Source organism: Sphingomonas hylomeconis (assembly GCF_025370105.1).
GTDB classification, from domain to species: Bacteria; Pseudomonadota; Alphaproteobacteria; order Sphingomonadales; family Sphingomonadaceae; genus Sphingomonas; species Sphingomonas hylomeconis.
In genome coordinates this window covers 1-14,595 of record NZ_JANQBK010000025.1, presented here as the reverse complement: position 1 = coordinate 14,595, position 14,595 = coordinate 1, and the positions used below count along the sequence as shown (strand labels likewise).

At 67.0% G+C, this 14,595-nt stretch carries 16 protein-coding genes, 1 tRNA gene and 1 pseudogene; 8 read left to right on the top strand and 10 right to left on the bottom strand.

Going from position 1 to position 14,595, the window contains the following annotated elements; all coding sequences use genetic code 11:
* The 5 genes and pseudogenes from NV401_RS18650 to nadA form a co-directional block, all read left to right on the top strand.
* A pseudogene (locus NV401_RS18650) lies at positions 1-509 on the top strand (M56 family metallopeptidase); the annotation flags it as partial.
* Positions 510-729: 220 nt separating this feature from the next.
* Entirely contained in the window at positions 730-1,599 is an 870-nt protein-coding gene (locus NV401_RS18645) for an MBL fold metallo-hydrolase (protein WP_261295967.1), read from the top strand.
* Positions 1,599-2,336, top strand: coding sequence for a DUF4230 domain-containing protein (locus NV401_RS18640; RefSeq protein WP_261295966.1), 738 nt, complete (start codon positions 1,599-1,601; stop codon positions 2,334-2,336). Before NV401_RS18645 ends, NV401_RS18640 begins: the two co-directional genes overlap by 1 nt.
* Before the next feature lie 65 nt (positions 2,337-2,401).
* Positions 2,402-3,202, top strand: a complete 801-nt coding sequence (locus NV401_RS18635; protein ID WP_261295965.1) for a hypothetical protein — start codon at positions 2,402-2,404, stop codon at positions 3,200-3,202.
* Between the two features lie 28 nt (positions 3,203-3,230).
* On the top strand, positions 3,231-4,241 hold the full coding sequence (gene nadA / locus NV401_RS18630) for a quinolinate synthase NadA (RefSeq protein ID WP_261295964.1): 1,011 nt from the start codon (positions 3,231-3,233) through the stop codon (positions 4,239-4,241).
* A 4-nt stretch (positions 4,242-4,245) separates the two neighbouring features.
* On the opposite strand, the gene NV401_RS18625 is transcribed toward nadA, so the two are convergent.
* From NV401_RS18625 to NV401_RS18615, 3 genes are read right to left on the bottom strand one after another with little or no spacing between them, the layout of a single operon-like run.
* Complete coding sequence (locus NV401_RS18625) at positions 4,246-4,755, bottom strand: type II toxin-antitoxin system VapC family toxin (RefSeq protein ID WP_261295963.1); 510 nt, start codon at positions 4,753-4,755, stop codon at positions 4,246-4,248.
* Positions 4,665-4,922 (bottom strand): type II toxin-antitoxin system Phd/YefM family antitoxin, encoded by a 258-nt coding sequence (locus NV401_RS18620; RefSeq protein ID WP_261295962.1) that lies wholly within the window; start codon positions 4,920-4,922, stop codon positions 4,665-4,667. The genes NV401_RS18625 and NV401_RS18620 overlap by 91 nt, the downstream gene beginning before the upstream one ends.
* 54 nt (positions 4,923-4,976) lie before the next feature.
* Positions 4,977-6,767: a DUF885 domain-containing protein gene (locus NV401_RS18615; protein ID WP_261295961.1), complete on the bottom strand. Its 1,791-nt coding sequence runs from the start codon at positions 6,765-6,767 to the stop codon at positions 4,977-4,979.
* Between the two features lie 283 nt (positions 6,768-7,050).
* Between NV401_RS18615 and nadC the strand changes: the two genes are divergently transcribed.
* The 3 genes from nadC (at position 7,051) to NV401_RS18600 (ending at position 9,085) form a co-directional block, all read left to right on the top strand.
* The gene (nadC, locus tag NV401_RS18610; protein WP_261295960.1) at positions 7,051-7,896 is read left to right on the top strand and encodes a carboxylating nicotinate-nucleotide diphosphorylase; all 846 of its coding nucleotides are present in this window, start codon (positions 7,051-7,053) and stop codon (positions 7,894-7,896) included.
* Positions 7,897-7,958: 62 nt separating this feature from the next.
* Positions 7,959-8,384, top strand: a complete 426-nt coding sequence (locus tag NV401_RS18605; RefSeq protein ID WP_261295959.1) for a hypothetical protein — start codon at positions 7,959-7,961, stop codon at positions 8,382-8,384.
* Complete coding sequence (locus NV401_RS18600; protein WP_261295958.1) at positions 8,381-9,085, top strand: ribonuclease T2 family protein; 705 nt, start codon at positions 8,381-8,383, stop codon at positions 9,083-9,085. Before NV401_RS18605 ends, NV401_RS18600 begins: the two co-directional genes overlap by 4 nt.
* Before the next feature lie 13 nt (positions 9,086-9,098).
* On the opposite strand, the gene NV401_RS18595 is transcribed toward NV401_RS18600, so the two are convergent.
* The 7 genes from NV401_RS18595 to NV401_RS18565 form a co-directional block, all read right to left on the bottom strand.
* Positions 9,099-9,530, bottom strand: a complete 432-nt coding sequence (locus tag NV401_RS18595; protein ID WP_380817407.1) for a DUF4112 domain-containing protein — start codon at positions 9,528-9,530, stop codon at positions 9,099-9,101.
* 5 nt (positions 9,531-9,535) lie between these two features.
* Positions 9,536-10,990, bottom strand: a complete 1,455-nt coding sequence (locus NV401_RS18590; RefSeq protein WP_261295957.1) for an ABC transporter substrate-binding protein — start codon at positions 10,988-10,990, stop codon at positions 9,536-9,538.
* 148 nt (positions 10,991-11,138) lie between these two features.
* The gene (locus NV401_RS18585; protein ID WP_261295956.1) at positions 11,139-11,357 is read right to left on the bottom strand and encodes a hypothetical protein; all 219 of its coding nucleotides are present in this window, start codon (positions 11,355-11,357) and stop codon (positions 11,139-11,141) included.
* Between the two features lie 84 nt (positions 11,358-11,441).
* Positions 11,442-11,527: transfer RNA gene (locus NV401_RS18580), tRNA-Leu, on the bottom strand.
* A 52-nt stretch (positions 11,528-11,579) separates the two neighbouring features.
* Positions 11,580-11,861 (bottom strand): integration host factor subunit beta, encoded by a 282-nt coding sequence (locus tag NV401_RS18575; RefSeq protein WP_261295955.1) that lies wholly within the window; start codon positions 11,859-11,861, stop codon positions 11,580-11,582.
* Positions 11,862-12,066: 205 nt separating this feature from the next.
* Complete coding sequence (gene rpsA, locus NV401_RS18570; RefSeq protein WP_261295954.1) at positions 12,067-13,800, bottom strand: 30S ribosomal protein S1; 1,734 nt, start codon at positions 13,798-13,800, stop codon at positions 12,067-12,069.
* Between the two features lie 597 nt (positions 13,801-14,397).
* Positions 14,398-14,595: hypothetical protein (locus NV401_RS18565; protein WP_261295953.1), on the bottom strand; the 198-nt coding region annotated here is incomplete at its 5' end.

Sequence of the window (14,595 nt, the reverse complement as noted above, 5' to 3'; positions counted from 1 at the left end):
AGGCCGCCGTGCCCGCGCCGCCCGCGCCGCCCGCGCCGCCCGCGCCCGCAGCGCTGCCTGCGCCGATCGCCGGCACCAGCCGTCAGGTTACCACGACGACCACCACCGACGATCAGGGCAAGACGGTCAGCCGCATCCTGGTCAAGACGCGCGACAAGGACGGCAAGCTCAGCGAGCAGCGCTGGGACATGCCGGAAATCTCCTCCCAGGCCTGTGCCGGGCCGGCCGATGCCAAGGAAATGGTGGTCAACGAGATGAAGGACGGCCGGCGCCGGATCATCATCTGCAACAACCGGATCCAGGCGGCGGCCGCGCAGGGCGCGACCCTCGCGGCGAACAGCGGCGAGATCGAGCGCGATGCGCTGCGCGCCGCAGCGTCCGGCCTGCGCGCGGCACGGGCGAGCATCGAGGGCAATGCCAGCATGACCGCCGCGCAACGCGCCGAAGCGCTCAAGGGCATCGACGAGAGCCTCGCCGAAGTGACCGCGGACATGGCGACGGGGGACTGAGCGCCTCCGCCGCGCATACGCAGCCGATCCACGTCTCATCCACCCCCGCCAGGGGGGGCACGCGTAGCGTGACGGAGGGGGCGGTACGCGACGCCCGTCGTTCCAGCGCGCGTCGCGTGCCGCCCCGCCGTCGCCACCGGCGACACCTCCCCCCGGCGGGGGAGGATCAGGGCAGCGCAGGTCCCTTGCCTTCGCCCGATCGACGCGCCATTTCAGCGACATGAGCGAGCAACACCCCGGCGTCCCCGAAACGCTCGAGCCCCTGGTCGCCAGGCTGCTCGCCCCCAATGCCTCGCCCTATACCTATACCGGCACGCAGACCTATCTGATCGGCACTAGCGATCTGGCGGTGATCGATCCGGGCCCCAAGGATGCGGGCCACACACAGGCGATCCTCGCCGCGCTTGCCGGGCGACCGCTCGCCGCGATCGTCATCACGCACACGCACCGCGATCACAGCCCCGGCGCGCGCGCGCTCAAGGCCGCGACCGGCGCGCCGATCGTCGGCTGCGCGCCGCTCGCGCAGGGCGATTCCGCAGACGATGGCGGCCCGCGCGCGGACGCGTCGTTCGATCACGATTATGCGCCGGATCGCGTGCTCGCCGATGGCGAATCGGTCGCCGGGCAGGGCTGGACGCTGACCGCGATCCATACGCCCGGGCATACCTCCAACCATCTGTGCTTCGCGCTGCCCGAGACGCGCGCCTTGTTCAGCGGCGATCATGTGATGGGCTGGTCGACCAGCATCGTCTCGCCGCCGGACGGCGACATGGGCGATTATATCCGCAGCCTCGAAAAGCTGCAGGCGCGCGACGACCGCATCTATTATCCCGGGCACGGCGATCCAGTCGACAATCCCGCGCGGCTGGTGCGCGGCATGATCGGGCATCGCCGGCAGCGCGAGGGGCAGATCCTGCGCCTGCTGAAGGAAGCGCCGCGCGCGATTCCCGCGATGGTCGAGCGCATGTATGTCGGAATCGATCCGCGGCTGTTCCCGGCGGCGGAACGCTCGGTGCTCGCGCACCTGATCGATCTCGATCGGCGCGGGCTGGCCGGGCAGGCGGGCGACATCTGGTCGGCGGCCGCCTGATGGCCGAGGTGCAACCCCCGCTGCAGCCGCAACCGCAGCCCAACCGGCCGATCGCGTCGCTGGTCGCGGCGATCGTCGCGATCATCGCCGCGCTGGTCATCGCCAAGATCGGCTATGACAAATATAGCGAGAAATATGTCGTCGAGCGGCGCGACGACGGCGTCGCGGTCGATCGCATCGTCCGCGCGACGTTCACCGGGGCCAGCGCGCTCAAGGTCGGCTCGCTGTCCGGCACCGTGCAGAGCACCGCGTCCGACGTGCGCGGCTTCGGCATGCTGTCGTCCGACAAGGTGGTGAAGGCACCGTTCAGCGTCGATTATTTCGTCGATATGGCGCGGATGGGCGGCGCGGACTATCGCTGGGACCAGCAGGCGCGCGTGCTGACGATCCTCGCGCCCGACGTCACCGTCGGCGCGCCCAATGTCGATGAAAGCGCGACCAGCGTGAGCGAGACGCGCGGCCTGTACGTCACCCGCGCCGCCGCCGAGGCACTGGCGCGGCAGGTATCGATCGGCGCGCGCCGCACCGCCGAGGTCGAGGCGCGCAAGCCCGAGCGGATTGCCGCCGCGCGCGAGAATGCCCGGCGCGCGCTCGCCAAACTGCTCGGCGCGCCGCTCGAGGCGGCCGGCGTCGGCAATGTCCGCGTGGCGATCGTCTTCCCGTTCGAACGGTCCGGCACCACCGAACGCTGGGATGCCAGCCGGTCGCCGCAGGAAATCCTCGCCAACGCCCAGTGATATTGGCGTGGCCCGCGCCGCTGTGATAGATACGGCCCCGGAATGACATTCATCGGGGGGTGAATATGGCCACGACGTTCGCACCGGCGCCGCGAATGGCGCGCAAGGACCGGTTTTTTCTCAACACCAGCATCGCCATGGCGACGATCGTCGCCGCCGGCTTTTCGCTGCAACTGGCGATGGGGCGGTCCTCGTTCGCCGCGCCGCCGGTCGTCCATGTCCATGCCGTGGTGTTCATGGGCTGGGTGGCGATCTATGTGCTGCAGAACGTGTTCGCCGCATCGCAGTCGCTGGCGCTGCACCGCCGCCTGGGCTGGATCGCCGCCGGCTGGACCGTCGCGATGGTGGTGATGGGCACGCTCGTCACGGTGCGCATGGTGCGCGCGGGCAATGCGCCGTTCTTCTTCACGCCGCTGCAATTCCTGATCCTCAACCCGGTCAGCGTGCTGACCTTTGCCGGGCTGACCGCCGCGGCGATCGTCCGCCGCCGCCAGACCGAATGGCACCGCCGGCTGCATTTTTGCGGCATGGCGCTGCTGCTCGCGCCCGCGTTCGGCCGGCTGCTGCCGATGCCGCTGATGATTCCCTATGCCTATGAACTGACCTTCCTGGCGGTGATGGTCTTGCCCATGCTCGGCATCCTGCACGATCTGCGCTGGCGCGGATCGGTGCATCCCGGCTTCGTCTGGGGGATCGGCGTGATGATCGGCTCGACGCTGCTGACCGAGGCGCTGATCTATTCGCCGGCCGGCCCGGCGCTCTATGCGGCGGTCACCGCCGGCACGCCGGGGGCTGAGGTCGCGCCCTATGCCTACCCGCCATTTCCCGGCACTCCCTTGATCACGGGGCGGCCCGCGTCCATGTGACCGGCAACGGTCGCACAAGGATGGCAAGATGGACGCACGTAACGGTATCGGCGGCACGCTCACGGGGCTCGACCTGCGCGCCGAGATCGATCGGCTCCGCCAGGAGAAGAACGCCGTCATCCTCGCGCATTATTACCAGAAGCCGGAAATCCAGGATCTCGCCGATTTCGTCGGCGACAGCCTCGATCTGTCGAAGAAGGCGGCGGCGACCGATGCCGAGGTGATCGCCTTTTGCGGCGTCCGCTTCATGGCCGAGACGGCGAAGATCCTCAGCCCCGAGAAGATCGTCGTGCTGCCCGACATGAATGCCGGCTGCAGCCTGGAGGACAGCTGCCCGCCCGACCAGTTCAAGGCGTTCCGCGAGGCGCATCCCGATCACATAGCGCTGACCTATATCAACTGCTCGACCGAGGTGAAGGCGCTCAGCGACGTCATCGTGACGAGCAGCTCGGCGGAAAAGATTCTCAGCCAGATCCCGCTCGACCAGAAGATCATCTTCGGGCCGGACAAGAATCTCGGCGGCTATCTCGCGCGCAAGACCGGGCGCGAGATGCTGCTCTGGCCGGGCGTGTGCATCGTCCACGAGGCGTTCAGCGAAACGGAGCTGCTCAAGCTGCAGCTGCAGCATCGCGGCGCGCCGGTCGCCGCACACCCCGAATGCCCGCCCTATATCCTCGATCACGCCGATTATGTCGGCTCGACCAGCGGCATCCTGGCCTATGCCGATGCGATGGACGGCGACACGCTGATCGTCGCGACCGAACCGCACATCATCCACCAGATGCAGAAGGCAGCACCGCTCAAGAACTTCATCGGTGCGCCCGGCGCGGACGGGAACTGCAACTGCAACATCTGCCCGTACATGGCGCTCAACACGCTGGAGAAGCTCTACGTCGCGCTGCGCGATCTGAGCCCGCGGATCGAGATCGAGGAAGGCTTGCGGCTGCAGGCCAAGAAGAGCCTCGATGCGATGCTGGCGATGGCCAGTGGCACGGTCGGCATGGGCGATCTCGGCCCGCTGCGGGTGACGGGGGACTGACGCGTCATAGCGCTGCGACAGTGATACCGAGCCTTGCCGCCGCCCCGCACTGTCGGCGATCCGCACTGATCAGGGTCGCGCCGACGCGGCGACATGTTGCAACGTGAAGCGCGTCGGGAAAGAGTAGCTTGAGATCGAAACGGCGCACTATTGCGATCGCTTCTTTCAGGTCGGCGCTCGTCACCGCAGCAAATGTGACGGCGTCGGCACACCATGTGTCGAAATCCTCAAGTATCGCGATACCATCGATATCAGTCAGTCGATCCATCCGGATCGCGGTGGAGATCGCGGCGCTGAATTCGCCGACACCGAATTCGCTGATCATGATCGGGCTTGCCCCATCGGCGATCAGCGCAGCGACGGCCGATGTTCGCGGCTCGTCGAGGAACAGCGACACGATCACGCTGGTGTCGAGATAGAAACTCAATGCGCCCCGTCGTCCCGCATCTGCCGGACAAGAGCAGCGCCGTCCATGCCGAGGCTTTTGCGCGATTCGCGACGCTCGCGCAGCCATTCCATCCATTCGGACCGGTCACGCTGCGGATCGGCCACGCGGTGCAATGCACTGAGCGCCGCCGTCGGCTTGCCATGCCGCGTGATGATCACTTCTTCACCGGCCAGGGCCTTGTCGATCAGGTTCGACAGGTTGTCCCTGGTCGTCGCAACACTGTACCGCGGCATGCTCCGGCTCCTATGGCTATAAGATAGCGCATTATGGCCATATTGCCAATCGGCTCACCCGATCGGCAGATCGAACATCAGTTGCCGCACGAACCGCGCCGGTGGCGATCCATGCGCCAGCACCGCGTCGTTATACGTCTTGAGATCGAACGCCGCGCCCTGCCGCTTCTTGGCTTCGGCGCGCATCGCGACATGCTCGGCATAGCCGGTGAAATAGCTCAGCAGCTGCGTCGAGCCGAGGCTCGCGCGAACCCATTTGCCGGCCGCCTCGCGTTCCTGCTGGAACGCGCCGGTCATCATCATCTGCATCGCCTTGTCGCGGCTCAGCCCCTCGGTCTGGATGCCGATATCGAGCAAGGAATTGGTGATCGAGCGCAGCCGCATCTTGAGCACGGTGAGCTTGAACAGCGGATCGCCGTTCATGTAATCCGCATCCATCATCATGCCCTCGGCATAGACCGCCCAGCCTTCGACGAACGGCCCCGACGACAGCACCGCGCGCAGCACCGACTTGTACTGGTTGCCGTGCGCGATCTGCAGATAATGGCCCGGCATCGCCTCGTGGATGCTGAGATCCTGGATCATGTAGTCGTTATATTCGCTCAGGAACGAGGTCGCCTGCGCCTCGGTCCAGTCGTCGGGGATCGGCGAGATCGCGTAGAAGGTGTCGAGCCCGGTCTCGAGCGGCCCGGGGCTGTCGCAATAGGCCACCGCCACGCCCTGCTGGAACTTGGGCATGGTGATGATCTTCACCGGCGCGTCGGGCATGGTGATCAGGTTCTTGGCGCGGACGAAGTCGGTCGCCTGCGCCAGCGTCTGCTTGGCCTTGGCCATCAGCCCGTCGCGCGCCGGGCGCTGTGCATAGCTCAGCTGCAGCGCCGCCTCGATCGCCGCCTGCTGCTGCGCGGCGGACGGCCGCTCAGGCAAGGCGGGGGCGCCGGGCTTGCCGGCCAGCACCTGCCGCGACAGCGCGTACATCTGCGCGCGCGTGTCGGCCAATGCGGCGGTGGCGCGCGCCTTGATCTGCGGGCGCGTCAGGTCGGAGACCAAAGCATATTTCATCTTCTGGTCGTACAGCTTGGCGCCGAGCCGGAAATCGCCCTTGGCCTGCGGCACCAGCACCGTATCGAGCCAGCGCTGATGCTCGGCCGCCGCCGCCTTGAGCGTAACCAGCGCAGCGTCGAAGCGCTTGCGGTCGGCGGCCGTGAGCTCGCCCTTATGCGGCGCGAGCATCCCCTCGGCGATCTCGACCATGCCGCTATTCTGCTTGGCGACGGTGGTGGCGTAGATCTGCGGCACCAGCGCCGGCACGATCGCCGCGCGCGCCTGCGCCAGGAAGGCGGGCATCCGCTCCATCCGCGCGGTCGCCGCCTTCAGCCGCTGCGGCCAGGGGGCGAAATCGCGCGCGGCGAGGCTGTAGAGCGCGCCGCCGGCGGTGTCGTTGTAGATCTGGATATCCCATCGCCAGTTCTGCAGCACCTCGATCTGCCACAGATCGTAGCGCAAGGCATTGTCGAGCAACGCCGCATCGACCTGCGCCTCGCGACCGAGTGCGCGACGGTCGATTCGGCCGAGTTCGGCGAGCAGGGCGCGGTCATGCGCCACCAATGCGGCGCGGCCGGCAGCCGAGACATCGCCGATCCGGTCGTCGAAGCGATGATCGCCGAGCGACGTGCCATAGGTCGGCGCGAACCTGGCAATGCCGTCGATATACCGCTGCGAGAGCGCGGCGAAGCGCTGCTCGGTCGTGCCGCGCGGCGCCGGGGTGGCGGTTGTCGCGGTGGCGAGGCCGGGCAGGGTGGGCAGCGCGGCGGTGGCAAGCAGCAGGGCAGGGATCAGGCGCATCGATGTGTCTCGCAATCGGGGTTCGCGTCACCCTAGACGGGGTTTCCGGCAGATCAAATCACTAGCCCGTCCTGCGCGATCTCAGCCGGGGGGCAGAACGGACAAGCAGGCCGCCGCGCGTCGATTCGCGCTGTCCTACAAACCCGGATTTGTGCAACAGCCCGCTTATGCCCAACCGCCCCTTCGCCCCCGCCCGCCCGTCGCCCTCCGCCCGGACCGTCGCGCCGCGCCCGCGCGTGCGCGCGCGTGAGCGTGCGACTTTCGCGACTTTCGGCGGCGTCGCATGACCTTCTCGCTGCCCGGCTTCGATCTCGATGCCTTCGTTGCCGCCACGCTGGCCGAGGATCTCGGCACCGCCGGCGACATCACTTCCGCCGCGGTGATTCCCGCCGAGGCGCGCTTCACCGGCGCGATGGACAGCCGCGATGCGATCGTCGTCGCCGGGCTCGGCATTGCCGAGGCCTTCTTCCGCAAGCTCGATCCCGACGTGCGGATCGAATTGCTGGTCGAGGACGGTCAGAAGGTCGCCGCCGGCACCGATCTGATGCGCCTCGAAGGCAGTGCGCGCGCCATGCTCACCGCCGAGCGTTCCGCGCTCAATACCGTGCAGCACCTGTCGGGTATCGCCACGATGACGCGGACCTATGTCGACAAGATCCTCGGCACCGGCGCGACGTTGCTCGATACGCGCAAGACCATTCCGGGCCTGCGCCTGCTGGAGAAATACGCCACGCGGATGGGCGGCGCGACCAACCACCGCATGGGTCTGTGGGATGCGGCGATGATCAAGGACAATCACGTCGCGGTCGCCGGCGGCGTCGGCGAAGCGGTGGCGCGCGCGAAAGCAGCGGGGATCGCGCAGATCATCGTCGAGGTCGATTCGATTGACCAGATCGAACCCGCGCTGGCGGCGGGCGCAACGCATCTGCTGCTCGACAATATGGCCCCGCCAATGCTGCGCGGCGCGGTGACCCTGGTCGGCGGGCGCGTGCCGACCGAAGCGTCGGGCGGCGTGCGTCTCGATACGATCCGCAGCATCGCCGAGACGGGCGTCACCTATGTCAGTGTCGGGCGGCTCACCCAGTCGGCGCCGGCCGCCGATATCGGGCTGGATTTCGCCGCGCTCTGAACCACTTGGCACTGCGGCCAAGCATGGTATCCTGGGTGCGCAACAAACGGGGGGAAGACGTGATGGACAATCGGCCGCAATCGATCGTGAATTTTGAACGCTGTTATCTCGGCGCCTTCGCGCTCGGCCTCGTCAATACGGCGATTTCCTGGTCGGCGACGAACGCGGCGTTCGCAGCAAGCCCGCAGGCGGCGATGATGGGCAGCTGGTTCCTCACCGCCACGACGCTGATCGGTTTCGCGATCACGCTCGCCTTGTGGTATTTCATCGCGCGCAAGGGCAGCGCGGTGGCCAAATGGATCGCCGTCGTGCTGATGGCGCTGGGTCTGATCGGGCTGGCGTTCACCCTGCTCGCCGGCACGTTTCCGTCCGGCGCCAGCGGCACGATCGGCATCATCACCAGCATGCTGCAGGTCATCGCCGTGACGTTTCTGTTCAAGCCCGATACCAAGATCTGGTTCGGCGAAACGAAGGCGGAAGCGCTTTGAAGACGCTCGTTCTGGCCGCCGCGCTGCTGGTGCCTGGCGTGGCGAACGCGCAGGCATTGCAGTGTGCCATTCCGCGCAACCTGCCCACGCCGCGGCCAGATCTGCCCTCGGCCAGCCAGCCGAAACGGGTGCTGCCGATCGGCAGCTATACGCTGGCGATCACCTGGGCGCCGGAATATTGCCGCAGCAATGCCGGCGAGCGCTCGGCGCGCTTCCAGTGCGGCGGCGGCAACCGCTTCGGCTTCACGCTCCACGGTCTGTGGCCGGACGGCGTCGGGGCGGAATGGCCGCAATATTGCACGGCGACGCCGATCGTGCCGCGCAAGGTGATCCGCGATACGATCTGTGCGACGCCCTCGCCGCAGCTGATCCAGCACGAATGGGCCAAGCACGGCACCTGCATGGGCACCACGCCGGCGGCCTATTTCCGCACCGCGACGCGGCTGTACGGCCGGTTGCGCTATCCCGACATGGACGCGCTGTCGCGCCGGCCGCTGACCGCGGACGGGTTCGCCCGGGCGATGGCGGCAGCCAATCCCGGCCTGCCGGCCACGTCGATCCGCGTCACCGCAACGAAGCAGGGCTGGCTCGACGAATTGTGGCTGTGCCTCGACAAGGCCTATCGCTACGAACGCTGCCGGCCGAATTCCGGCGGGCTGGCGAGCAATGCCGCGCTCAAGATCTGGCGCGGGCGCCGCTGAGCCGCGCTGCGGCTCAGTTGTCGATCGTCGCGGTGGCGGGGTGATGCTTGTCGAGATGCCGGCGGATGATGCGCAGATTGCGCGTGTTGGAGCGGAAGAAGAAGTCCGGCACGGCGCCCACGAACGGGATCAGGCCGAGCAGGAAATCGACTCCGACATTGCCGAACATGCGCGTCATCTGCGTCTTCGACATGCCCAGGTTGCGCGCTTCCCACACCATCCAGGCGCCCATCGCCGAGGCGATCACGCCGCCGCCCACTGGAATGATGTCGAGGATCACGTCGAGACCAACGCGGCGATTGGTTCCGGGGATCGTGAACAGCCCCTCGAGCAGGCGCTCCATCGCCACGACGCGCTGACGCACCGAGGCGGGGTCCTTACCGAACGGAATCATGCCGGCGAGCTTGGCGGCGGGGTCGGAATTGATTCGGGTCGTGTTGGCCATGGGACTTATTTGGTGTCGTTACGCAGGTGATTCAACGGGTGCCAGGCGCGCGCGTTCGCTTGCCAGGCACGCAGCCGCACCGCGACCAGCGACCAGCGCAGCGGCCGCGCCAGCGGGATATAGGCGCCGTCAGCGGCCAGCGCGGCATCCGCCTCGGCGATGCGCGCCGCGCGGGACGGCCCGTCGGGCGATTGGCGTGCCGCCTCGATCGCCGCGCCGGCCACGTCGCCGCACGGCGCACAGGCGGTGGCGAGATACCAGCGCGCGCTATCGTATGGCGCAACCGCGTCGATCAGCCGCAGATCCGCGGCGTCCTCGGCGCCGACGCGGACCGTCCGGATGCCCATCTTCCCGAGGTTGGCGCCGATCATGGCGTACAGGATCGTCGCTCCCGGCCCGTCGGGCAGCGCGATCCGCAGTGTCAGCGGGCCGGGATGGCGCGCTGTCCAGGCCGTCACCAGCTTTTGCATGTCGGCCAGGCGCGTGTTCGCTGCGGTCGCGACCCAGGTCGGCGTGACGGGCAGGGCGGCGGAATCGAGCTGCTCGGGCAGCACTTGCGTGGTCGACGGCCAGGTCACGGCAAAGGCGCCGAGGATCACCGATCGGTCGATCGCCGCGGCCAGCGCGAGGCGATTGCGTGCGTCGGCCAGGAATCCGGTGCGATCCGCGACGACCAAGCCGAACAGCCCCGCCGCCGGATCGGTCCGCCGGCTGACCAGCGGGATGTCGGCGGTGGCGAGCAGCGGCCAGTTGGCGAACGTGCCGCCGCTGACCAGATCGGATTTGCCCGCCGCGAAGCGCGCGATGGCGCGGGCGCCGCGTTCGGCAATCAGGTGCACATCGTCCTCCGGCACCGGCGCCTCCACCTCGTCGGGCGAGCGCGTCGGATCGGGATCGGCGCGCAACACTGCCTGGCCGCGGGTGATGCTGACGATGCGCAGCGGGCCGCTGCCGCTTGGCGGGCGGGTGCGGAAGATCGCCATCTCGGGCTGCGCGAACAGCTTGAGCAGATCCGGGCGCGGGCGTTTGAGGCGGACTTCGATCACTTCCGGGGTCATCTCCACGACCTCGTCGATCGCGCTGAGAAACGGCAGCAGCGGATTGCGCGATCCCGCCGCCACCTGCCGTCTGAGCACCGTCACCACCTGCGCCGCGGTCACCGGCTTGCCGTCGCGCCACGTCGCCTCGCGCAACCGAAAGATGTAGCTCATGCCGTCGTCGATCACGATCCAGCGCTCGGCAATGCCGGGCTCGACCTGCCCGGCGGCATCAAAGCGCACGAGGCCCTGCGCGGTGGCATCCAGCATCGTGCGCGCCGGCAGCGCCAGGGGCCCACGCGACGAATCGCCAATGCGCAGATCGTTGCCGATCGCGCTGACCACCACTTGCCCGGCATCGCGCCGGCGGTCGCAGCCCGCCAGCAACGTCACCGCGATGAGCAGGGCGATGCGCCGTTTCACGGCAGGGCGGGGCAGGTCAGTACGGGCATCATCGCATCCTGCCAGCTAGGCCAGCCTGGCGCCACCGACGTGCGCCGGGCCGCGCAACAATGCCCGTCCTGGCATGGAAGGGACCCGCCGGGCCGGAACCCGGCAGGTCGCCGGCGGATCAGTTGCGCGCGCCGCGAAACGTGTTGAGCAGCGCGACGGCGGCGACGCCGAGCAATGCGGCGCTGGTCCAAGGCTTGGCCTTGGCGAAATTCTTGGCCTTGTCGGTCAGCGGCGCGTCGCCCGAGAAATGCGTGCGGAAGGCGTCGGCGAGCGCCGTCTTGCTGTTCGAGGTCGTGGTCGTGGTCGTCGGCGTGGAAGTGGTGGTTGCGTCGCTCATGAGTATCTCCGTCACCCGCGCGAAATGCAGCGGCTGGAAGCGTCAACGCGCGACGGACGACACGGTGCCGTGCCCGAAAGATCATGGTGCGGACGGCGGGACTCGAACCCGCACGCCTCGAAGGGCAGAAGATTTTAAGTCTCCGGCGTCTACCATTCCGCCACGTCCGCACGGCGTGTCTCGTGGCGCGGACCGGGGGGCGCCGTCAACCGTGCTTGCGCGTCATTCGACGTTGAGGCGCCCGCGCATTTCCTTGCCGGGTTTGAAATAGGGCACGCGCTTGGCCTCGACCTCGACCATTTCGCCGGTGCGCGGGTTGCGGCCGGTGCGCGCTTCACGGGCACGGGTGGAGAAGGCGCCGAAGCCGCGCAATTCGACCCGGCCGTCTTGCGCCAGCCGCTTGACGATCTCGTCGAAGAACGTGCCGACGATCGCCTCGATGTCGCGCGGCGCGAGATCGGGGTTTTCCTGTGCCAGGGTCTCAACCAGCTCGGATCGGATCATGATAACGCCTCTGTTTCCGGCATCCACCCCGTCCGGGAACGGGGCGGCGACGCCGGAGTGACCCGGTATCATACGCTGCCTGCGTAACGATAACTTGATACGGGTCAATGCGCTAGGCCGGATGCGACATCGATCCTTACAAGAAAGGGCGGGCGGGGATCGCTCCCCACCCGCCCTCGATAGCCCGGCCTTGCGGCGCCTGGGCTTACTTCTTGGCGTCGCCGCCCTGTGCCTTGAGCGCGGCACCCAGGATGTCGCCCAGCGACGCGCCCGAATCGGACGAACCATACTGTGCCACGGCCTGCTTCTCTTCCGAGATCTGCATCGCCTTGATCGAGAAGGTCGGCTTCTTGGACCGGTCGAACCCGGTGACCATCGCGTCGAACTTCTGCGCGACCTGGAAGCGCTCGGGGCGCTGCTCGTCGCGATCGCGGCCGAGATCGGTACGCTTGATGAAGCCCGTCGCGCCATCGTCGCCGACCTGCACTTCGAGACCCGCGTCGCGGACTTCGAGCACCGTGACGGTGACGATCTGGTTCTTGTTGAGGCCCGAACCCGCCGCTGCCGTGCCGCCTGCGGCGACGCCGCCGGCTGCCGGTGCGCCACGCTCGAGCTGCTTCATGCCAAGCGAGATGCGCTCCTTCTCGGCATCGATATCGAGCACGATGGCCTGAACCGTCTCACCCTTGCGATGCAGGTTGAGCGCGTCCTCGCCCGAAACGCCCCAAGCGATGTCGGACATGTGGACCATGCCATCGACATCGTTGTCGAGGCCGATGAACAGGCCGAATTCGGTGGCGTTCTTGACTTCGCCTTCGACGGTCGAACCGATCGGATGCGCCTCGAGGAAGGCATCCCACGGATTGGCCTGGGCCTGCTTGAGGCCGAGGCTGATGCGGCGCTTGTCCGAATCGACCTCGAGCACGATGACTTCGACTTCCTGCGAGGTCGAGACGATCTTGCCCGGATGGACGTTCTTCTTGGTCCAGGACATCTCCGAGACGTGCACCAGGCCTTCGATGCCCGGCTCGAGCTCGACGAACGCACCATATTCGGTGATGTTGGTGACGCGGCCCGACAGCTTGGCGCCGATCGGGTACTTCGCCATCGCGCCGTCCCACGGATCGCTCTCGAGCTGCTTCATGCCGAGCGAGATACGCTGCGTGTCCTTGTTGATGCGGATGATCTGCACCTTCACGACATCGCCGATGTTCAGCACTTCGCTCGGATGACCGACGCGCTTGTAGCTGAGATCGGTGACATGCAGCAGGCCGTCGATGCCGCCCAGATCAACGAACGCACCGTAATCGGTGATGTTCTTGACCACGCCATCGATGATCTGGCCTTCAGCGAGGCTGAGGATCAGGCCCGAACGCTGCTCGGCGCGCGTCTCTTCGAGGATCGCACGACGCGACACGACGATGTTGCCGCGCTTGCGGTCCATCTTGAGGATCTGGAACGGCTGCGGGATATCCATCAGCGGGGTTACGTCGCGGACCGGGCGGATATCGACCTGCGAGCCGGGCAGGAACGCCACGGCGCCGTTGAGATCGACGGTGAAGCCACCCTTCACGCGGCCGAAGATCGTGCCTTCGACGCGGGCGGTCTTGGCGAATTCGGTTTCCAGCTTGTCCCAGGCGGCTTCGCGGCGTGCGCGATCGCGCGACAGCATCGCTTCGCCATGGATGTTCTCGACGCGGTCGACATAGACTTCGACTTCGTCGCCGATCTTGAGATCGGCCTTCTGGCCCGGTGCGGCGAATTCGCGCAGCGGCACGCGGCCTTCCGACTTCAAGCCGACGTCGATGACGGCGAGGTCGTTTTCGATGCCGGTAACGGTGCCCTTGACGACGCGGCCTTCGAAGCTGTCGGCGCCGCCGAACTGCTCGTCGAGCATGGCTGCGAAATCGTCACGGGTGGGATGTGCCTGAGTGGCCATAAAGAGGGATCGTCCTAAGTTCAGTTTCCGGCCAGCCGGTTGTTTCCGGCGGTCTTGGCCAAAATACCGCGGCGGCCGAGCGCCGATCGCGGCATCCGTCCGGACTGTGAGGGAGGAGATCGCAGGATCAATGCGAAAAGGGCGCCCGAGAGACTCGGCGCCTTCCTCCGAGAGCAAAGCCCGCCGGACGGAGGCGCTAGTAACGTGCGGGCGCGGAAATGGCAAGGTATGGCGGGGCTTGCCGAGCGGGGCGCCCGTGATGCGCGGATGGGGGCAAAAGTCGCGAAAGTCGCACGCTTATCGCGTGCGCGCGCGTGGGCGCGTTGATCGAGTGGCGGGCGGCAGGGGCGGGGTGCTGGGCGCATCAGCGAACGAAAGCAGAACATTTCCAACAATTCAACCGATAGCCGGTAAATGGCGCCGGTCCTTAGTGGCGATTATTGGTGGGAAGCTGCCGTTCAGTCCAAGAATATCAGGACGGCAACCGCTACGACTGTTCCCACAGCGAATATTCTCCAGCCTATGGACGGATGTCGCTTGAACCATGCCCCAAACCAGCGGTTTCCTAGCCACGAACCAAGGCCTGCTGCAAACCAATCATCCATCGCCTCTGAACTCCCGAACGCTGCATACGAGAAAATCGGAAGATCGGCTAATGGGCGTTTTCTGCCCGTCCGCTTTTCGGCCCGTTAGCTGCTGGTCGGCTTTCGGGCATTTTGATCGCCCCAGCACGTCCTGAACGCCAACAGGTGGTGGAAAGCCGAAATTCACAGTAGTGGCTGCATCAGGTGAGTT